The following is a 19287-nucleotide window of genomic DNA, read 5'->3' on the forward strand; positions in this document are numbered from 1 at the left end:
GATCCTTGATCATTCATCCAATACCCAAGTATTAACGAATAGCAGGAGCTAATAACGATGAGCCAATATAATGGCAATGGTAATGGCAATGGTTCCAAACGAAATCCAAAAATCAACTTAGGTTCTGTGGGTACTATGAGCAAAACCACAGTGCCTCAAGACACCAGGGACAGACATCGTGCTTCTAATAGTCACCTCGAATTCGACCAGCCAGTTATTTTAGAACAATCGCCCCATTGGTCTCATGCCATTCTCTGGGCACTGTTGAGTCTAACAAGTTTTGGTATGGTGTGGGCTTACTTTGCCAAAATTGACTATGCGGTTCCCGCCCGTGGGAAGCTAGAGCCACAAGGTGCAGTTAAAGAAGTCCAAGCTCCTGTGGGTGGAGTGGTGACAAACATTCATATTGAGGAAGGACAGTCCGTTAAAAAAGGGGATTTGCTCCTTTCGTTTGAGCCTAAGGCTACTCAGGCTCAACTGACTTCTCTCAATAAACGCCGGGCTACCTTAATCAGAGAAAACCAGTTTTATCAAGCTGCAATTAGTAATCCTAATTATCCACCTGTACCACCACCAGGTTTGGACATACAACTGTCCTCACAACTGCCTTCTCTGATCGCTAGTCGAAACACGGTACTGGCAGAAATTCGACTTTATCGCGCTCAACTGAGTGGAGGTTCTAAGAGCGCTAATCTTAGCCCTGAACAACGAATTCGTTTACAATATGGTACTTCTGCTCTTGACGCTCGGATTGCTGAACTTGAGAGTAGAATTGGCTCCCTACAGGAACAGCTCAAACAAAATCAGATTCAACTTGCCAATGGCAGAGACATCCTGAGTGTTGAGCAGGGTATTCTTGCAGATCTCAGACCCCTGTATGAACAAGGGGGCTTTTCTAAGATTCAGTTCTTGAGGCAGGAAAATGAGGTCAAAAATCGCCAAACTGAGATAAACTCTAGGATTGAAGAAGAAAAACGCTTGCAAAAAGAAATTGCTGGGGTCAGAGCAAATCTACTCAATACTATTGCCTCTTCTCAACGAGAACTGGCTGATTTGATGGCTCAAAATCAAGAAAGGATTGATAGCATAAACACCCAAATAGCTAGCATCATCAGTCAATTAAATCAACGAATTGTTGATAACAATAAACAGATGGCGGAAATTGATAGCCAGTTGCAGCAGGCTCAACTAACCCTAAGCTATCAAGAACTACGAGCTCCTGTGGATGGAACAGTCTTTGATTTGCAACCCTCAACTCCTGGTTTTGTTGCCAATACCAGTGAACCAGTGCTCAAAATTGTTCCCGGTAGCTCTCTTATTGCTAAGGTCTATCTTACCAACCGAGACATCGGCTTTGTGGAAAAAGAAATGAAAGCCGAAGTCAGAGTTGACTCTTTTCCCTTTAGTGAGTTTGGTGATGTCAAAGGGGAGGTAATATGGATTGGTGTTGATGCCCTACCACCGGATCCTGCGGAATTGCGTCAAGACTATACTTTCCCTGCCAAAATCAAATTGGATAAACAGTTCATTCAAGCTTATGGCAAAAAAGAGCCATTGCAATCGGGTATGTCTATCAGTGCCAATATCCGGGTGCGTAAGCGAACTGTGATGAGTATTTTCACCGAGATGTTTTTGGATAAGACTGAAAGCTTGACCAAAATGCGTTAGGCGGCAACCACTCCTCAAGATTACGGTTCTACCGACTGCTGAATTTAAGCACAGATGGGTACATTGGTGAATGTAAAGTACATAAAACTTTACACCAGGGTGATATGTCACCCACTGCTTAAATTCCGTAAGGTGAACCGGGGATGTTTGAACATTTTACAGATAAAGCGATCAAATCCATCATGCTGGCTCAGGAGGAAACCCGTCGCTTGGGACACAGCCTCGTAGGAACTGAGGAACTGCTGTTGGGTTTGATTGCACAAGGAACAGCTGTGGCAGCCAGAGTAATGAGTGATTTTGGTGTTACCCTCGAAGATGCTCGCTACTCGGTAGAAAATACTGTGGGTAGGGGTTCGAGAATGTTTAGCTCAGAACTCCCTTTCACCCCCAAAGCCAAAGAAGTTTTCCAGCAATCTTTCCAGGAAGCTAAGCAACTAGGACACAACTACATCGATACTGAACATTTGTTGCTAGCTATCATTCAAGACAGGAACAGCGTTGCCACTCAAGTACTGGTAAACCTGGGTGTAGACCTCACAGAATTACGCACCCATGTCATTAGTACGATAGCAGAATTAACAGCAGCAACAACTGCTAGGGGAAAAGGTTCCTCGTTTATGGGGAATACTCAAAACCAGAAAGCTACCTTAGAAGAATTTGGAACTAATCTGACCAAGTTAGCTGCAGAGGGCAAACTAGATCCGGTGGTTGGTCGTCAGCAGGAAATCGAGCGGGTGGTTCAGATTTTAGGTCGTCGTAGCAAGAATAACCCGATCTTACTGGGGGAACCGGGAGTTGGCAAAACTGCGATCGCAGAAGGTCTAGCCCAACGGATTGTATCTCAAGATGTTCCAGACCTGTTGGCAGACAAACAAGTGATTAGCCTAGATATGGCTTTATTGGTTTCTGGTACTCGCTTCCGGGGAGACTTTGAAGAACGCCTCAAGCAGGTTGTGTCTGAAGTCCAGCAATCGGGGAATATTATCCTAGTAATTGACGAAATTCACACCTTAGTCGGTGCAGGCTCCTTAGAAGGGGGTATGGATGCGGCTAATCTCCTTAAGCCTGCTCTCGCTAGAGGTGAACTCCAGTGCTTGGGAGCTACTACTCTCGATGAATACCGGAAGTATATTGAGAAAGACGCAGCACTAGAACGTCGTTTCCAGCCAGTCATGGTCTCGGAACCCTCTGTAGAGGATACCATTGATATACTCCATGGTTTGCGCTCAACCTACGAGGAGTATCACAAAGTCCAGATTTCTGACCAAGCGTTACTGGCTGCAGCTCAATTGTCAGACCGCTATATCTCGGACCGCTATTTACCTGATAAAGCCATTGACTTGATTGACGAAGCTGGGAGTCGGGTTCACTTGATGCACTCAAAGCCTTCTTCAAGGGCTAGAGCAGAATCAGAGTGGGAGAGTGAGGGAATTGAAGGTAAGTTATCCCCATCTCCAACTATTCCGATTGTGGTACAAGAAGACATTGCTCAAATCGTAGCGTCTTGGACTGGGATACCGGTCAATAAACTGACCGAATCTGAATCAGCTCTGCTGCTGCACTTGGAAGAAACCTTGCACGAGCGGATCATTGGTCAAAACGAAGCTGTTACTGCTGTGTCTCGGGCAATTCGTCGGGCAAGAGTTGGATTAAAAGATCCCAATCGACCGATTGCTAGCTTTATCTTCTCTGGTCCGACTGGAGTTGGTAAGACAGAACTGGCTAAATCCTTGGCTTCCTACCTGTTTGGGTCAGAAGACAAGATGATTCGCCTTGACATGTCGGAATATATGGAACGCCACACTGTTTCCAAGCTCATTGGTTCTCCCCCAGGGTTTGTGGGGTACGACGAAGGTGGTCAACTTACCGAAGCCGTCCGACGCCAGCCCTACTCGGTGGTACTATTTGACGAAATCGAGAAAGCTCACCCTGACGTTTTCAACGTACTGTTGCAATTGTTAGATGATGGTCGCTTAACCGATGCTAAAGGTCGTACTGTAGATTTCAAGAACACAATCTTAATCATGACCTCCAACATTGGTTCTAAAGTGATTGAAAAAGGAGGTAGTGCTTTTGGCTTTGAGTCGTCAAATAACCAAGATGAATCTAGGTACAACCAGATCCGCACTCAGGTCAATGAAAATCTTAAAGACTATTTCCGTCCTGAGTTCCTTAACCGCCTTGACGATATAATTGTCTTCCGTCAGCTCAAGAAGAATGAAGTTAAGGAAATTGCTGACATCCTGCTCCAGGAAATCTCTAGCTCTATACAAGAGAAAGGAATTATCCTGGAAGTCACAGAGGCTTTCAAAGACCACTTAGTCACAGCAGGCTACGAACCGAGCTATGGTGCTAGACCTCTACGACGGGCAATTATGAGCTTGTTAGAAGATAGCTTAGCCGAAGCCATGCTATCTGGTCAGATTCAAGAGGGCGATACAGCAGTTGTTGATGTGGATGACCACGGTCAGGTTACCGTATTATCTGCTAACGCTCAAAAGAAGCTGCTGCAACCAGTTGGTGTTTGCTAGTGCTAAGGAGTGATGCCAAATTTCCTTAAAGCCTGGACTTTAAAAGCTGGATCTGTAGAGGGGTGGCCTTTAACCCCTCTCATATATATATCTACATATACATATTTTTTAGATTAGATATATACAGCGCCATAGTTCACTAGGAAAAAGGCTGCTCCATCAAACGTGTACAAAGCTTCACATAACGAGACTTTGTGTGTTGATTTCCTGCTTCAACGGGGGCATGGGAGCGGTTAACCCTCAACAGGCTTACGAGTCGAGCCGTACTCGTTATAGCGTTCTAGGTTCAACGAGGCATTCCAATCGCGATCAATCTTATTTCCACAGCAACCACAGTCATAAACCCTTTCAGATAAAGGCATTGGCTGTTTATTTCCGCATGATGAACATAATTGACTAGATGGAAAAAACCTGTCAGCTACTACTAACTTGGCACCGTAGCGTTCACACTTATACTGAAGTTGCCGCCTGGCTTCATACAGTCCTAAATCACCGATTGCTTTCGCTAATTTGTGATTAGCCATCATCCCAGAAACCTTCAAATCTTCAATCACAACTTCCCCGTGGTTCTTAGCGATATAAGTTGTCATTTTGTGAAGATAATCTTTGCGTAGATTAGCTATACGACGGTGGAGTTTTTGAACTTTAACCTTGGCTTTTTCCCAATTCTGAGAACCTTTAACTTTTTTCGCTAATTGTCTCTGAAGTCTTGCCAGTTTCTTTTGAGCGTTTCGGTATGGATTTAAGCCTTTAAACTCAACCCCAGAACTTAATACAGCTAGGGTTTTTATCCCAAAATCCACCCCAACTCTTTCTCGTTCTTTAACTGTGGGTTCAAAGGTCTTTTCAATGGAGAAGCTAATATACCACTCACCGGCTTTTTTGTAGATTGTGACTTTTTTAGTTAGACAATCTGGTAGGGCTTCAAACGTTCTAACCCGCTTCAGGAAGGGTAAGTTATGAATTAATCCACCTAATCGAATCGGTCTCCCTGAATTGTCGATAGTAAAGCGGTCATTCCTACCCTTGCATTTGAATCTAGGGTACTTACCCATTCCTTTGAAAAACCGTTTGAATGCTTCTCCTAAATTGATGAACGCATATTGGTAAACCTTTGAGGATAATTCCCTCATCCAGGGATACTCAGGTTTGACATGGTTAGTAAATAACCGCTTTAGGGTTTTAGTGTTAGGCTTTAAACCTTGATTGTATGCATCTCGCCACATGGCTAAACCCCAGTTGTACACCCACCGACTAAATCCTGCGTGTTTAGCCATCAATGTTTTTTGACGGTTGTTTAGCTTCAGTTTGGTCGTGTAAGAGTGATTGGGAGCCATTGATGTTAAAATTCCATTACTTACAATATATCAACAAACGGTTAAATGAGCAAGAGAGAATACTTCTTAAAAGTCAGGATTTCTAAGTCTGAACCCCTATTGTTACAAAGCTACGCTGACTTCTTTTGGTTGGTCGATGTGCCTGGTGGTAAGGGAATACATTCCCTTGCCTACCCAAAAATCGCGTAAAGTAACGTTAATCATGTACTAAGTGCCGCTCTCCCCCATGAAGTTAGTTATTCCCGTTGCTCTACCAGAACATTCCTATGATATTGCGATCGCACAACAGCTTCCTGATGGCAAAATGACCACAGGTGGCTTAGATGATATTGGGGTTTGGATGAGCCGTCTACAGTTGGGCAAAAAAGTTTTAGTGGTATCGAATCCAGCGATTTTCCGAAGATATGGGGAAAGAGCGATCGCAGCTTTGGAGTTAGTGGGATATAAGGTATCTAGCCTCACCCTCCCTGCTGGTGAACGATACAAAACTGTCAAATCTATCCAAAAGATCTATGATGTTGCCCTAGAAAACCGCCTAGAACGCTCCTCGACTCTAGTGGCATTGGGCGGTGGAGTAATTGGGGATATGACAGGATTTGCAGCTGCCACTTGGCTAAGGGGAATTAATTTCGTTCAGGTACCCACATCGCTGTTGGCCATGGTTGATGCTTCAGTTGGTGGCAAGACTGGGGTCAATCACCCCAAGGGCAAAAACTTGATCGGTGCCTTCCATCAACCACGATTTGTCTTAATTGACCCTTCGGTCTTAAAAACATTGCCAGCCAGAGAATTGCGAGCAGGGATGGCAGAAGTGATTAAGTATGGGATTATCTGGGATGAAGAGCTGTTTGTGAAACTAGAGGAATCGAAGCGACTTGACCAATTGCGTTACCTGAAGAAGGATTTATTAGAAACAATTCTCTCTCGGTCTTGTCAAGCTAAAGCCGATGTGGTCAGTCAGGATGAGAAAGAAGCTGGGCTCAGAGCAATTTTGAACTATGGTCACACCATTGGTCATGCCGTAGAAAGCTTAACTGGCTACAAGTTAGTCAATCATGGGGAAGCGGTAGGGATTGGAATGGTAGCGGCAGGCCAGATTGCTGTGGCACTCCAGATGTGGCAGTCAGAAGATGCCGAGCGCCAGGATGCTTTAATCCAGAAAGCTGGACTACCTACTAAGTTACCCAGTGGGCTAGATATTGACGCCATTATTGATACCCTGCAAACGGATAAGAAAGTAAAAGACGGTAAGGTAAGATTTGTTTTGCCTACCAAGATTGGTGAAGTAACCTTGACAGATCAGGTGCCAACGGATGTGATTAGGGAAGTGCTTCGGCAAATACAGCAATAGGAAAGGGAGTAGGGAGTAGGGAGTAGGGAGTAGGGAGTAGGGAGTAGGGAGTAGGGAGTAGGGAGTAGGGAGTAGGGAATCGGGAATCCCGACTCCCAACTCAAATGTCAAGGTTTGGTAACTTGTTATTAACATCTATCGAAGATGCTATGAAACCATTGATAATCGGCTAAAGGGTTTTACCCCTCATGTCACTCAATTCCTTACTGGGTAAGACTATCTTCAGGTTACCCTAGGGGGCGGAAAGGATTTGCCCACACCATTATCCATAGCAATTAAGGAAACTTAATCGAGAAATCGCAAAATTTTGAAAATGAGCTAGGGTAGACATTGGCCGCAATCTAGTTATGAATGCTCCCCCCAACTGCTACGGGAGGTGGGGGTGTCCGTCTTGATTACAAGGGTTTATCCCTCGCGACAGGCGGCATTCGCGCCGAAAAGCCAGGACTTTTGCTGGACTTCTCCCCCAAGTCGTTTCCGCTATGGGGCTTGTATTAGAAAATTTTACCTAGAGTCTGACGTATATAAACCGACTACACAGGATTTACAGGTTTGTTTTCCCTGGCGTTGAGAGGTCGTGCCTCTAGGTTGCTCAGAATCTTGTTCTGTCCTTTACCGTACCGCTCAAGCTAAACCAATTATACCACAATAGGCAGTTCTCAGACCCCCACCTGCGTTCTCGTGGTGGGGGAATGGGTCACTCATCTTGTTCAATTTAGGGTATGGTTGCAATTGTTACACCAAAATTCCCCAAAACTATGGGCACAGGGCTTATTGCCCAACGTTAAGGGTGAAATTAAGTTACAGCTCCTAAACTGACCTTTCAGGTTCAGTGTAGGCAACAAGCGCCAATCCGGCTATTGCTTAGGAGGCGCTGGGCTTTAAGAACGGACTGCCCTCTCTTGATGCAAAGCGCGAGTGGGGGAAACCAAGGCAGTCGCTCATGGGGGGAACCCCCAAGACCGCGCTGCCTCCCCAAGACCGCGCTGCATCGCTGCCGCTCTGTTTTCTTGGTGTTTTTTTTAAGACTGTTGTCCTGACAAACCAGCATTTAAGGCCGTAGGCCACGATACGCGAACGGCTTTGTTTACCAGTACATATATTATAGCAATTCCATGCATACCCTGTGAAAAATTAATCCCACACTTATTATGCTGCGCGTTAAAATGTCAGGGGCTTCTTTTGCCGTAAGCTAAAAAATATGCGACCTTAGCAGTAGTGGCAATTCGTTGTAATTCGGTTCCAGTTGAGAGGCAATATTAATGAGTGATGGTATGGCATTCCTGACGGGGGCTGCCTTTGCCGGTATGGCAGCATTGTTTCTCCTCAAAGGAGGAGGCAATATGGTGGCGAATAACCTTCCCTCTTCCCAACCCTTCCAAATTTCCCCTAACAATCCCTATAATTCTCCTTACACAGATCAACCGCCAAACCAGGCTCTAGCTTCGCCCAACTTAAATAATAATTTAAATAATATCCTCAATGTTGAACAGCAGCGGCGGGACACTGAGCAGCTCAAAACTATGGTTGAGCAACAACGAGCTGAAACTGAACAGCTCAAAGCCCAACTTCACAATCAGCAGTTACTGCTAGACAATCTAACTGCTCAGGTTGATGCCAGTGTGATCAGGGCTCCTGAGCAACTAATTCCTAATCGTAAACCTAATAATGAGACGGCAAATACCCTGATGTCAGGGATACTTTGGGGACTTGGCGGTATGGCAGTAACCATTGGTGGTGGTGCTGTTGTGATTGGGGGGTTAGCCTTGCTCTCACGACCACAGCGTCCTCCTCGTACCACTTACGTGGTGCAACACCCCTACTCTGGTGTTCCTCCTTCCCTACCAGCTAGACGGCGCTCTGAGTTTATGTCTCATCAATATGATGATAGACTTTATGACCGGATGGACTACGATTAAATTCTCCAAGTCTACTCATCGTAGTATAGGTCATCCTCATAGTCTAGGATTTTCCAGGATTGTCCCAAAAGCTGCCACACTAGAGGTGCGATCGCTCCCCCAAGAAGACCAATACCAACGCTAATAGCCAAGACAACACCGATTGGCAGATCAATCGACTCGAAGACTAAAAACTTCACGGATACTTCCGTGATATTTTGGATCGAGAAAATAGCGATCGCGCCAATCCAAATCGCAACTATCAGAGATGTCAGAAGATTAGCCAGTATTCTGATTAGGGAATAGTTCATGATGGTGACTAGTTTCTTGTGACTAGTTTAACTCTATGTTAAGCAATTCTATATGCCATGAGGTACAAAGGGATCCCCCTAAATCCCCCTTATCAAGGGGGACTTTGAGGTTGAAAAGTGTACCTCATAAATCCTAGAAACGCTATATTATTTTTTCTAGCACAGTAGCCCATAGAATACCTGATTCTGTCAACAGTAGGTGTAGGGTGGGCAAATAATCATAGTTTCACCATTTGTACAGTTATCATCGACATGCAGCCCACCTTACTGACTCTGGTGTAGGGTGGGCAAATAATCATAGTTTCACCATTTGATCACTTATCATGTCCATTTGCCCACCAAACCTGACTACTGACTCTGGTGTAGGGTGGGCAAATAATCATAGTTTCACCATTTGATCACTTATCATGTCCATTTGCCCACCAAACCTGACTACTGACTCTGGTGTAGGGTGGGCAAATAATCATAGTTTCAGCATTTGTACAGTTTTCATGTCCATTTGCCCACCCTACTGACTATGTCACAATGGCCGGTAAGGATAGCCCGAGGTGAGAGCGATGCCCCAACTAATCGACCAAACCACCGACCAACGCATTGTCCATGATGGCACCTGGGAACAGTTTAAGTTGATTCAGAAGGGCTTTGATGCTTCTCCTGGAGTACGGCTGTTTTACTTTGATGGAATAATCGAGATTCTGATGCCAGGACGAGAACATGAAATTTTTGCCAGTATCATCGGTAACTTAATCACAACTTTTCTGACGGAAAAGGGTATTTTCTTTCAGGCAACTAGCTGCATGACTCAGGAAAAAGAAGGGGTCGCCTCTGCCCAAGCTGACGAGTCTTATTGCATCGGTAGTGTTAAACCGATTCCAGATTTATCCATCGAAGTGGTTTTTAGTAGTGGTGGCATCAGTAAGTTAGAACGCTATCAAGCTTTAGGTGTTCCTGAGGTTTGGTTTTGGGAAGATGGATTACTGAAGCTTTATCATCTTCAAGATGGCAGTTATGTCCCCATTGAACGTAGCTTGCTACCCGGACTGAGTGAATTGGATCTTGATTGGTTTAGACACTGTGTTTTGATGGCGGAAACCGATGCGGGAGAAGCCATTAGAGCGTTCCGTCGGCAGATTTAGCTATCAGCTTTCTGCTATCAGCGGTCAGCTATAAGCTGGGTAGGGTGGGCAAATAATGAGGCGTTGCTGAATCAAGCAAGAATATAAGTAGAGTGGGCATCCTGCCCGCGCGGAAATAAGCATGAAACTGGCAAGATGCCAGTGTCTTGATGCAGTCGCTCATGGGGGAAACCCCCAAGACCGCGCTGCATCGCTTCCACGCAAGATGCCCATTCCACGGCAAGATGCCCATTCCACCAAGATGCCCATTCCACGGCATGATGCCCATTCCTAAAAACTCTTAAAATCATTCCATTATTAAGCAACGCCAATAATGATATAGCAATTATTTTTCCCATGAGGTACAAACGGATCCCCCGTTGGTCCCCCTTAACAAGGGGGACTTTGAGGTTGATAAGTGTACCTCATACATGCAATCAACGCTATAGTTTAACCAAAAGATGAGTTATCATCCACCTTTGCCCACCCTACTGAGTAATATCATGTCCGGATAATTAGTTATAAAAAACCTTCTCCGATTAAACCTTACTCCTTTACTTCTGCCTTCTGCCTTCTGCCCTCTGCCTTCGATTCCCCAAAGTGTAAGTATTCAACCTGACATGATATAACCTCTAGACTGGCCCCACCACATGGCTATCGTAAAAGCTAATTATGTTTCCTGAAGGTTCAGAGACATCAAACACACTGTGAATTCGGCCTTCGCGAATTTCGCTCGGTGTATAGCCAGCCTCTTGCAGGGCGACCTGTTGAGCTTTTAAATCATCCACCATCAGATCAAAACTTGCTTGTCCTGGTGCTGCTTCTGGTTTATTTCTAAGCACCAGATGGGTTCCCCCTCTTAACTCAAGTACTGCTAAGTCTTGAAATTCAGCAACTTTTCGCATCCCCACAAACTCAAAGAAGTCGAGAGATTTTTTGAAGTCTGAAACGTTTATGCTAACATGCCCAATCCAAATAGGAGGGCGTTCATCTGGCTGTGGATTATTTGGAGTCATGGTTCTTAGTCTAAAACTATTGGATGTTGTTTAAATCCCTGTGAAGTGGTGTAGGGTGGGCTGCGTCATGATAGTTTCTCCTAAAGTACAGTTATCATGTCGATTTGCCCACCCTACTGACTAGGGCTTCGCTAATATACTTCATCATGAGTACCTAAATTAAGCAACAAAATAGCTTCTTCTTGATCTTCAGGATTTTCGATAAATTCAAATAAAATACGGTAGCTGTAGTCAATTGAACATGACCAGATATTGGATAAATCACCTTTAAGTTTGTGGGTATGTAAGCTAGGATGAAAGGGATCTTCTGCTAACTGACGCACGGTTTTTTCAATTAGCGGTCTAAAATCTGGTCTTTTACGAATTATTCGTTTAAAACCTCGTAGTGATTGGGGTGTCCAAGCAATTTTCATGGTTGATCGAGTTCTTCTAGGAATTGATCAACTGAACCAAATGTTACTTTTCCTTCTGCTAATTCTTGGTGAATTTCTTGGATTTCTTGGGATATTATGGCTCTACGTTGTAGATGGAATCGTTTCAGAAGAGTATCGAGTAATATCTCTTGCTCTTCTAAGGACAATTTTTCAACGGTTTCAATCGCTTGCTGAAAGGCTGAGGTTTTGAGCATGCTTTCTTGATCATTTGCTGGTTTTTTCTATTTTATCTTTGTCTTGATGCAAAGCGCGAGTGGGGGAAACCACGGCAGTCGCTGGGGGAACGGCAGTCGCTCATGGGGGAAACCCCCAAGACCGCGCTGCCTCCCCAAGACCGCGCTGCCTCCCCAAGACCGCGCTGCATCGCTATCAGTCATCCCCTCAACCTAACCTACAAGATCGGCGTACGCACTCAGTCAGCAGATTTAGCCGTAGGGTGGGCTGCGTCATGAGAGTTTCATCCTTTGATCAGTGATCATCAACATGCAGCCCACCCTACAAAAGCGATCGCACTACAAAAGTGATCTGATCACCTTCAACCTGATCACCTTCAACCTGATCACCTTCAACCTGATCACCTTCAACCTGATCACCTTCAACCTGATCACCCAAAAAAAAATAGCCGCAGAAATACTTTCCACGGCTAGGAATTTTCGCTTATGCACTCAATTTTCTCACCTATCTGTTCGTGTAGCGAACAGACCGGAGCCTTTATCCAGGGGGGAAACCCCCCCAGAAAATTAAGGTGTTAACGCCAAATCCAATACCTCTTCATAATCGTAATATATTTCCCTGGAATTCCAGTGGGCTGAAGAGGACCCCATTCAGTAAGTTTAGCGTAGCCCAGGCCATTAAGGAGATACATGGTATGGGTTATTTGCTCGCGAGACCCTTGTAAAATGTACGGAACAACGAATCCGTTTGAATTATCGTTTGAATTTGGCAGAGAGTTTTGAGACATAAACGAATAATTGTTTTTAGGTTTATAAGTATAATCATAATGATTATTGAATAATTTGTCAAGGGTTTTTAGTTTTTTTTTTGTTGAGGAGTAATTGAAAGAAAGGTGAGCAATCAGCGGTCAGCTATCAGCTATCAGCTATCAGGGTATTATTAATTTTGGAGTAAGTTTGTAGGGTGCGTTAGGCGTTTTGGGTGATAAAATTCTTTGAGATAACCAAGGGTTGAAGCCGTAACGCACCATGGTATTGGTTAATGATGGTTTGATTTAATTTTGGATATTATATGAATAATATTTGGTAATTTTGTAGGGATTGGTTGAGAATGGTTTGGTTTCATTTTGGAGATAGGATGAATATAATTTTGGGATTTTGTAGTAATTTTGTAGGGTGCGTTAGGCGTTTTTTGTGATAATATTATTTGATATAACCATAGTGGAAGCCGTAACGCACCATGGGATTGGTTGAGAATGGTTTGGTTTCATTTTCGAGAATTGATGAATAGAATTTTGGGATTTTGTAGGGATTTTGTAGGGTGCGTTAGGCGGGTTGGTAATAAGACACGATATTATAACAATATTTTGAGACGTAACGCACCGTTGTATTGATAGATAATATTATTTGATATAACCATAGTTGAAGCCGTAACGCACCGTGGTATTGCTTTATAATGGTTTGGTTTCCATTTGTATACCGATGGTGCGTTACATTTCATGCTTCGCACCCTACAAGAGCGTTGCTGTCTGGGCTAAAGCTTACGCTATTATTCTCCCCAAGCACTTAAAAATTCTATTTGATTTTTCATTTCTTCTGCTGATTTAGTGGCAATTATCCTTAAAATCCGCCGCATTTGCTCACCAATGGAATAGTTTTGAAACCCTAAAATAATCCCTGAATGCTCTTGTCTTTTCTCGATAAAATTAGTATGAATTCTATAAAAGTCTCGGGCATTAAAGCTATAAATCACACGCTGATGGTCATAGGCCCATTGTAATTGTTCTTCATCGCTACGGGACAACATTTGAGCTTCCCCTGTCGAGACAACATTCACGTTGCGAAGACGCAAAGCCATGATCAGATCGCTATCCATGGTATCTTCATCTAAATAAAGGCGAATCTGTGTCATGTTTAGGGTTTGGTGGCCTGATAATGTTGTTTGGCCAGTTCTTCATAGGCGGTTTGTTCGGCTGCGATATCTTCGTCTATTTCCTGACGGTTAGCATGATAATAAGTTAATGCGGCATAAATTTGAGTGATTGTTAGGTGATTTAATCGTCTCGCTATTTCTTCAGCGTTGTTACCTTGATTATATAGGCCAGCAATTCGGCGCACAGAGGTTCGAGTTCCTGCAATGACTGGACGATTACTATTGGCATCAGTACTGATCAGTTTGCCAATGTCGGTAAGGGTTGCCAAGGGGTTTCTCCAATTGATTTAGGGGGTTTTTCCCTTATTATAAACTATAGGGCGATTGGCCGTAGGCCACGCTACGCGATCGCATTCGGTAGGGTAGGGTGGGCAAATTATGATAGTTTGGCAATTTAATTAGGAATCATGTCTATTTGCCCACCCTACAAGAGGCGATCTACGAGAGCTGGGAATACTATAAATGTGAGCATATAGCAGATCCTAATGCCCAACTTAAACGGGCAAGGGGTCTCCCGTTATAATCTTCGATTTAACGGGAGGGGAATTGCCCGACAGCGTCTTGAAGTTCTCAACATATCGTAAGTGGTACAATAGTTATTTTGTAGGGTGCGTTAGGCGATTTGGTTGAGAATATTATAAGAGAAAACCAAGGTTTGAAGCCGTAACGCACCGTGGTATTAGTTAATAATGGTTTGGTTTCAATTTGTAAATAGATGGTGCGTTACATTTCATGCTTCGCACCCTACGAGAGCTGGGAATACTATAAATGTGAGCATATAGTAGGGTAGGGTGGGCAAATAATGATAGTTTGGCAATTTAATTAGGAATCATGTCTATTTGCCCACCCTACAAGAGGCGATCGCCCTATCATCTGTCAGCTATCAGTATAATGCTTAAAATAAAGTTCGTTCGCGTAGCGTGCGCCGATGCGCAAATTGTATAATTTAATAGGTTTAATTTTGGATATATTAGGAATAAAATTTGGTAATTAAGTAGGGTGCGTTAGGCGATTTATTTGAGAAGATTATATGATATAACCAAGCGTTTAAGCCGTAACGCACCATGGTATTGATGAAGAATGATTTGGTTTCAAATTGGATATAGGATGAATATAATTTTGTAATTTTGTAGGAATTTTGTAGGGTGCGTTAGGCGGGTTGGTAATAATACAGGATATTATAATAAGATTTTGAGCCGTAACGCACCGTAGTATTCGTTGATAATATTATCTGAGAAAACCAAGCGTTGAAGCCGTAACGCACCGTGGTATTGGTAAAGAATGGTTTGGATTCAATTTGTATATCAATGGTGCGTTACATTTCATGCTTCGCACCCTACGAGAGCTGGGAATACTATAAATGTGAGCATCTAGCAGATCCTAATGCCCAATTATAGAAGACCTCATGTTTCCGGTGGTACATATTTTATCACTCAAGTCACTTATCAAAGAGTACCTTGGCTCTGTAGTGACATTGGCAAAAAAGCTCTCAGAGAAGCGATCGCTAAGGTAAGGGAAAAATATCCTTTTTCCATTGAGGCATTTGTTTTGTTACCAGACCATTTTCATTGTTTGTGGAGTTTACCCCCTGATGATCCGGATTTTTCGGTGAGATTGCGATTAATAAAAACATATGTTACCAAACATTATGCACAAGAAATAGGGATTAATCGAGCAGTTTCTCGGTCACGACAAAAGCGAAGGGAAAGCAATCTTTGGCAACGTCGTTGTTGGGAACATTTAATCGGTAATGAACGAGATTTTGCTCACCATTGTGATTATATTCATGATAATCCGGTTCGACATCGGTTATGTAAACATCCCCAAGATTGGCAGTATTCCAGTATTCATCGGTTTATCGCTCAGGGAATTTATCCAAGGGATTGGGGAAAGGATGGAAGGAAAGAAAAACCACAGGGGATTTGGGATGAATAGAATTTTTTAATTTTGTAGAGATTTCGTAGGGTGCGTTAGATTTCGTAGGGTGCGTTAGGCGGGTAGGTTTACGAAAAATCTATTATATGGCCATAGTTGAAGCCGTAACGCACCATGATATTGGTATAGAATAGTTCGATGTCAATTCGGATATAGGATGAATAAAACTTTGGGATTTCGTAGGGTGCGTTAGGCGGTTTGGTTAAGAAAATTATATGGCCTATGTTGAAGCCGTAACACACCATTATATATGTGAAAAATGATAAATTAATTGCTATATAATGAAGATAATTTTTAAATTTTGTATGTAGGGATTTTGTAGGGTGCTAAGGGCAGTTTGGTAATAATACACGATGTTATGACAAGATTTTGAGCCGTAACGCACCGTAGTATTCGTTGATAAAAATAGATGATATTACATAATTTTAAGCCGTAACGCACCGTGGTATTAGTTACCGTGGTATTAGTTAATAATGGTTTGGTTTCAATTTGCAGATAGATGGTGCGTTACATTTCATTAACGCACCCTAGAGCGATTGGCCGTAGGCCACGCTAAAAGCGATCGCACTGAATAATATTTGGGAATTTTGTAGGGTGCGTTAGGCGGTTTTGTTGAGAAGATTATATGATATAACCATAGTTGAAGCCGTAACGCACCATGGTATTGGTTAAGAATGGTTTGGTTTCAATTTGTATATCAATGGTGCGTTACATTTCATTAACGCACCCTACAAGAGCTAGCCACTCTAGGAGAGCCATTATTCTTTTTTTTAAATTGATAATTTTGAATTTTGAATTGATTGGGTTGGGGGTGGCGAAAAAGACAGTGGAACGCATGGTGGATAAGGTGTCTCGGCTTTATGAGCAGAATGCGGATCTCGAACGCATTGAGACGTACCTTCACCATTGGTTGCGGTGGGTGAGAAGTGGCGTGGATGGGGTGAGTCTGTTTGGTTTTGGGTTGGTGGTTTACTTGGCTTTAATCCTACAGACAACAGAGGCTTACCCTTTCGGTCGGGTAGGGTGGGCAAATGGTGAGAGGCAAGGCTATTAGATCAGTTATCCTGTCGATTTGCCCACCCTACAAGAGCGATCTATTATCACAACCATACCGACCGCTTTTTTTTGGCAGGCCTAGTGTCCGGCCATAACTAGATCTCACCACGGTCTTTAAAATTTTTAACCATCACTCATGGCAGAGCTTATTGAGCCACCGCGGGGAGTATGGAATGCAGTGCTAGAAATATCATCACCAGTATTTGTGATCTCTGATATTGTGTCAAAATCCGCAGGATCTAACTCGCTTGCTCTCTCTCGGTTAACCCGGTTTTCCTTCAACGCTTTTTCAGCCCTCTTCCATAGATACTCTATCAGAATCGCTGAGGGGATATTGGCAATTAATATACTTCCTCCTATAGTACCTTTTCCTTCCAACATTTCTATTAAAAAGTACAAGCCGGCTCCTACTAGTGAAAAAATCTGCCAAATCACTAAAAACGCCTTAGCAGCCATTATTAGCACCTGAGACCTCAGGATCCTATATACATTATACACGGCTAATAACCATGCGCAGACTGTTATAAGTATCTTTACCCATGGTGGTATGAGATCCATGTTTAACAATACATACAGTCCAAACATAGCGAACATAGTTGTTATCGCTAATATTGGTATAATATGTGCCCATAAACGACTTACCGGAGTCGGATCCGCGAGTGCTTCAACTATTTCCCTTGACACTACTACCGTTGTTTCACGTTCATCCCTGCTTTCAACTGTCAAGAAGCTTCCATCTTCCGTCAGTCTGTCTAAATCCTCATTATTGTCATCATTTCCGTTATTGTCATAACGCAATCTAAGTGCATTGATTAATCGCTGCTGCTGTCGGATGTTATCCACCATTGCTTCTATCTCAGGCAATAATCCCAGTACCCGTTTAACCCTCGTCTTCAACGATTTCCACACTCCTAGATCATCAATTAATATCTGTTGTCCGTTCTCATCCAACACCGGATCATAATAATAATTTTTTAAATATTCATACATGCCACTTCTTTTTTCATATGTCCATGCTTCTGTGCTCTCGTCCCACACCATCTCATAAAACTCACCCTGTATTACTCCATAGCTTGACTGTCCACGCCGGTTTTTTTCCTCGTTTCCTTTTCTTCCTCCCAAATCCCGTCTTGTTCCACAATTCCTTTTTTCAGAACCGTCAATGGGGTTTTCCGATGGCGATTTAGATGCTCGTTTTCCCATCACATCTGCCTCTTTCTCCAAGATCGGATCGTCATTTACATCTAACCCTCCCTTGCTCTGTTTGTTTGCGATTACCCTCCCCTGCTTCTGCTGCACCACATGCCAAGCCTCATGGGCCAAATGCTTCTCCTGCCCCGGCCCCACATGAATATCCGTCCCCTGTGTATAAGCATGTGCCTGCAACTGTGCCGGTTTCTCCGAGTTGTAATGCACCCTCACATCATCCATCGAGTAGCCCGAGAGGTTTTCAATGCCTGCTTTGAGGCGATCAGGCCAGCCAGTTTTGTTTTGATTATCACTCCTCGATGCCCTCAAGCTTTCGCCTGTTATCACCGTATCCCCCGTCAACGGTTGTGCTCTCCGCTGCCCCATAATCCTTTTAGGCTGCACTACCTGATGCCCACCGTGATTCGCCCCTTGCCTGCTTCTCTCTCCCGGCATACCAAATTTAAACTTGGCTTGCCGCCCCATCTCTCTCCTTCCCCTTTCCGGTTGGGTTACTCCTGATTCTAAGGTGCGCATCACCTTCGCACTCAAACTTCCCCATTCCCCGACCGCGTTTTCCGCGTTCCACTCCCTTTCCTCTGCTTCCAATCTTCAAATAATAGCAATCTCTCTTTTGTCTTTCTTTTTTTGAGCTATTGTCCTTGAGGTGGATTTAGAATATTTCGGTTTATAGGTATGAGTGCGCATAGCAAGTTTCGAGTTCCATGTACCCTTGATGAAAACAATATCAGTCGATCGGGTCGTATTCAAGGAGCCCTACATGGCACCCCAAACTCAAACCAACTGGTATCTCATTAATGATAGTTCACTGTGTGAAATAAATCGTGATACGACGATACTCCTTATAAAACTACATAGAAGGTCAAAAAAATCAACAAACCGTTACTGAAATTGTTGACGATACCTCTGCCCTGAAAACAATATTATTAATTCCATCTCTTCCCCTTTGTAAGGGATATCTTGCTCATGTGCGCGAGAATGGAAATCGAACTTTTATTCGATTCTTTGTTTGCCAAAGGGGTAGGGTGGGCAAATTCCAGACTTTCTGACCCTATGCTCACCGATTCGAGAAGTGGTAGGGTGGGCAATTACTGTAAATCTGACCATTAGTACTCGAATACTGTCGATTTGCCCACCCTACTATAGCTTGCGTGGTAGGGTGGGCAATTACTGTAAATCTGACCATTAGGTAGGGTGGGCAATTACTGTTAATCTGACCATTAGATCAGGAATACTGTCGATTTGCCCACCCTACTATAGCTTGCTCGCTGGGATCTATGTGGTAGGGTGGGCAATTACTGTTAATCTGACCATTAGTAA

Annotated in this window: 20 protein-coding genes; 10 read left to right on the forward strand and 10 right to left on the reverse strand. The window is 43.6% G+C overall.

Annotated elements, in window-relative coordinates; genetic code table 11:
- Positions 1-57: 57 nt before the first annotated feature.
- Entirely contained in the window at positions 58-1668 is a 1611-nt protein-coding gene (locus F6J99_RS10380; protein ID WP_293112862.1) for an HlyD family efflux transporter periplasmic adaptor subunit, read from the forward strand.
- A gap of 143 nt (positions 1669-1811) precedes the next feature.
- The gene (locus F6J99_RS10385; RefSeq protein WP_293112863.1) at positions 1812-4199 is read left to right on the forward strand and encodes an ATP-dependent Clp protease ATP-binding subunit; all 2388 of its coding nucleotides are present in this window, start codon (positions 1812-1814) and stop codon (positions 4197-4199) included.
- Between the two features lie 233 nt (positions 4200-4432).
- Here the strand turns inward: F6J99_RS10385 and F6J99_RS10390 are convergent, their stop codons facing one another.
- Positions 4433-5536 carry a transposase gene (locus F6J99_RS10390; protein WP_293112864.1) on the reverse strand — a complete coding sequence of 368 codons (1104 nt, stop codon included), beginning with the start codon at positions 5534-5536 and terminating at the stop codon, positions 4433-4435.
- A 45-nt stretch (positions 5537-5581) separates the two neighbouring features.
- On the opposite strand from F6J99_RS10390, the gene F6J99_RS10395 reads away from it, so the two are divergent.
- Both F6J99_RS10395 and aroB read left to right on the forward strand, forming a co-directional pair.
- Positions 5582-5725, forward strand: a complete 144-nt coding sequence (locus F6J99_RS10395) for a hypothetical protein (RefSeq protein WP_293112865.1) — start codon at positions 5582-5584, stop codon at positions 5723-5725.
- A gap of 37 nt (positions 5726-5762) precedes the next feature.
- Positions 5763-6887 (forward strand): 3-dehydroquinate synthase, encoded by a 1125-nt coding sequence (aroB, locus tag F6J99_RS10400; RefSeq protein WP_293112866.1) that lies wholly within the window; start codon positions 5763-5765, stop codon positions 6885-6887.
- On the opposite strand, the gene F6J99_RS10405 is transcribed toward aroB, so the two are convergent.
- Positions 6836-6991: a hypothetical protein gene (locus tag F6J99_RS10405; RefSeq protein ID WP_293112867.1), complete on the reverse strand. Its 156-nt coding sequence runs from the start codon at positions 6989-6991 to the stop codon at positions 6836-6838. The genes aroB and F6J99_RS10405 overlap by 52 nt on opposite strands.
- Positions 6992-8149: 1158 nt before the next feature.
- Here F6J99_RS10405 and F6J99_RS10410 point away from each other — a divergent pair.
- Entirely contained in the window at positions 8150-8806 is a 657-nt protein-coding gene (locus tag F6J99_RS10410; RefSeq protein WP_293112868.1) for a hypothetical protein, read from the forward strand.
- Positions 8807-8817: 11 nt separating this feature from the next.
- On the opposite strand, the gene F6J99_RS10415 is transcribed toward F6J99_RS10410, so the two are convergent.
- Positions 8818-9096 (reverse strand): LapA family protein, encoded by a 279-nt coding sequence (locus F6J99_RS10415; protein WP_293112869.1) that lies wholly within the window; start codon positions 9094-9096, stop codon positions 8818-8820.
- 557 nt (positions 9097-9653) lie between these two features.
- On the opposite strand from F6J99_RS10415, the gene F6J99_RS10420 reads away from it, so the two are divergent.
- A complete protein-coding gene (locus F6J99_RS10420; RefSeq protein ID WP_293112870.1) occupies positions 9654-10232 on the forward strand; it encodes a Uma2 family endonuclease in 579 nt (192 codons plus the stop codon).
- 71 nt (positions 10233-10303) lie between these two features.
- Here the strand turns inward: F6J99_RS10420 and F6J99_RS10425 are convergent, their stop codons facing one another.
- From F6J99_RS10425 to F6J99_RS10440, 4 genes are all read right to left on the reverse strand, one after another.
- Positions 10304-10570 carry a hypothetical protein gene (locus F6J99_RS10425; RefSeq protein ID WP_293112871.1) on the reverse strand — a complete coding sequence of 89 codons (267 nt, stop codon included), beginning with the start codon at positions 10568-10570 and terminating at the stop codon, positions 10304-10306.
- A gap of 273 nt (positions 10571-10843) precedes the next feature.
- The gene (locus F6J99_RS10430) at positions 10844-11227 is read right to left on the reverse strand and encodes a VOC family protein (RefSeq protein WP_293112872.1); all 384 of its coding nucleotides are present in this window, start codon (positions 11225-11227) and stop codon (positions 10844-10846) included.
- Between the two features lie 131 nt (positions 11228-11358).
- A complete protein-coding gene (locus F6J99_RS10435) occupies positions 11359-11640 on the reverse strand; it encodes a type II toxin-antitoxin system mRNA interferase toxin, RelE/StbE family (protein WP_293025631.1) in 282 nt (93 codons plus the stop codon).
- Positions 11637-11855 (reverse strand): hypothetical protein, encoded by a 219-nt coding sequence (locus F6J99_RS10440; RefSeq protein ID WP_293025629.1) that lies wholly within the window; start codon positions 11853-11855, stop codon positions 11637-11639. The genes F6J99_RS10435 and F6J99_RS10440 overlap by 4 nt, the downstream gene beginning before the upstream one ends.
- A 59-nt stretch (positions 11856-11914) precedes the next feature.
- Between F6J99_RS10440 and F6J99_RS10445 the strand changes: the two genes are divergently transcribed.
- Positions 11915-12136: a hypothetical protein gene (locus tag F6J99_RS10445; protein WP_293112873.1), complete on the forward strand. Its 222-nt coding sequence runs from the start codon at positions 11915-11917 to the stop codon at positions 12134-12136.
- 8 nt (positions 12137-12144) lie between these two features.
- A complete protein-coding gene (locus F6J99_RS10450) occupies positions 12145-12405 on the forward strand; it encodes a hypothetical protein (protein WP_293112874.1) in 261 nt (86 codons plus the stop codon).
- A 978-nt stretch (positions 12406-13383) separates the two neighbouring features.
- On the opposite strand, the gene F6J99_RS10455 is transcribed toward F6J99_RS10450, so the two are convergent.
- On the reverse strand, positions 13384-13746 hold the full coding sequence (locus F6J99_RS10455) for a DUF5615 family PIN-like protein (RefSeq protein WP_293112875.1): 363 nt from the start codon (positions 13744-13746) through the stop codon (positions 13384-13386).
- Positions 13747-13748: 2 nt separating this feature from the next.
- Entirely contained in the window at positions 13749-14036 is a 288-nt protein-coding gene (locus F6J99_RS10460) for a DUF433 domain-containing protein (protein WP_293095906.1), read from the reverse strand.
- 1114 nt (positions 14037-15150) lie between these two features.
- Here F6J99_RS10460 and F6J99_RS10465 point away from each other — a divergent pair.
- Together F6J99_RS10465 and F6J99_RS10470 are read left to right on the forward strand one after the other, a co-directional pair.
- A complete protein-coding gene (locus tag F6J99_RS10465; protein ID WP_293112876.1) occupies positions 15151-15702 on the forward strand; it encodes a transposase in 552 nt (183 codons plus the stop codon).
- A gap of 784 nt (positions 15703-16486) precedes the next feature.
- Entirely contained in the window at positions 16487-16756 is a 270-nt protein-coding gene (locus tag F6J99_RS10470) for a hypothetical protein (RefSeq protein ID WP_293112877.1), read from the forward strand.
- 125 nt (positions 16757-16881) lie between these two features.
- Here the strand turns inward: F6J99_RS10470 and F6J99_RS10475 are convergent, their stop codons facing one another.
- A complete protein-coding gene (locus tag F6J99_RS10475) occupies positions 16882-18309 on the reverse strand; it encodes a DUF4157 domain-containing protein (RefSeq protein WP_293112878.1) in 1428 nt (475 codons plus the stop codon).
- Positions 18310-19287 lie beyond the last annotated feature (978 nt).

The sequence above is a fragment of the Moorena sp. SIO4G3 genome, assembly GCF_010692305.1.
GTDB classification, from domain to species: Bacteria; Cyanobacteriota; Cyanobacteriia; order Cyanobacteriales; family Coleofasciculaceae; genus Moorena; species Moorena producens_A.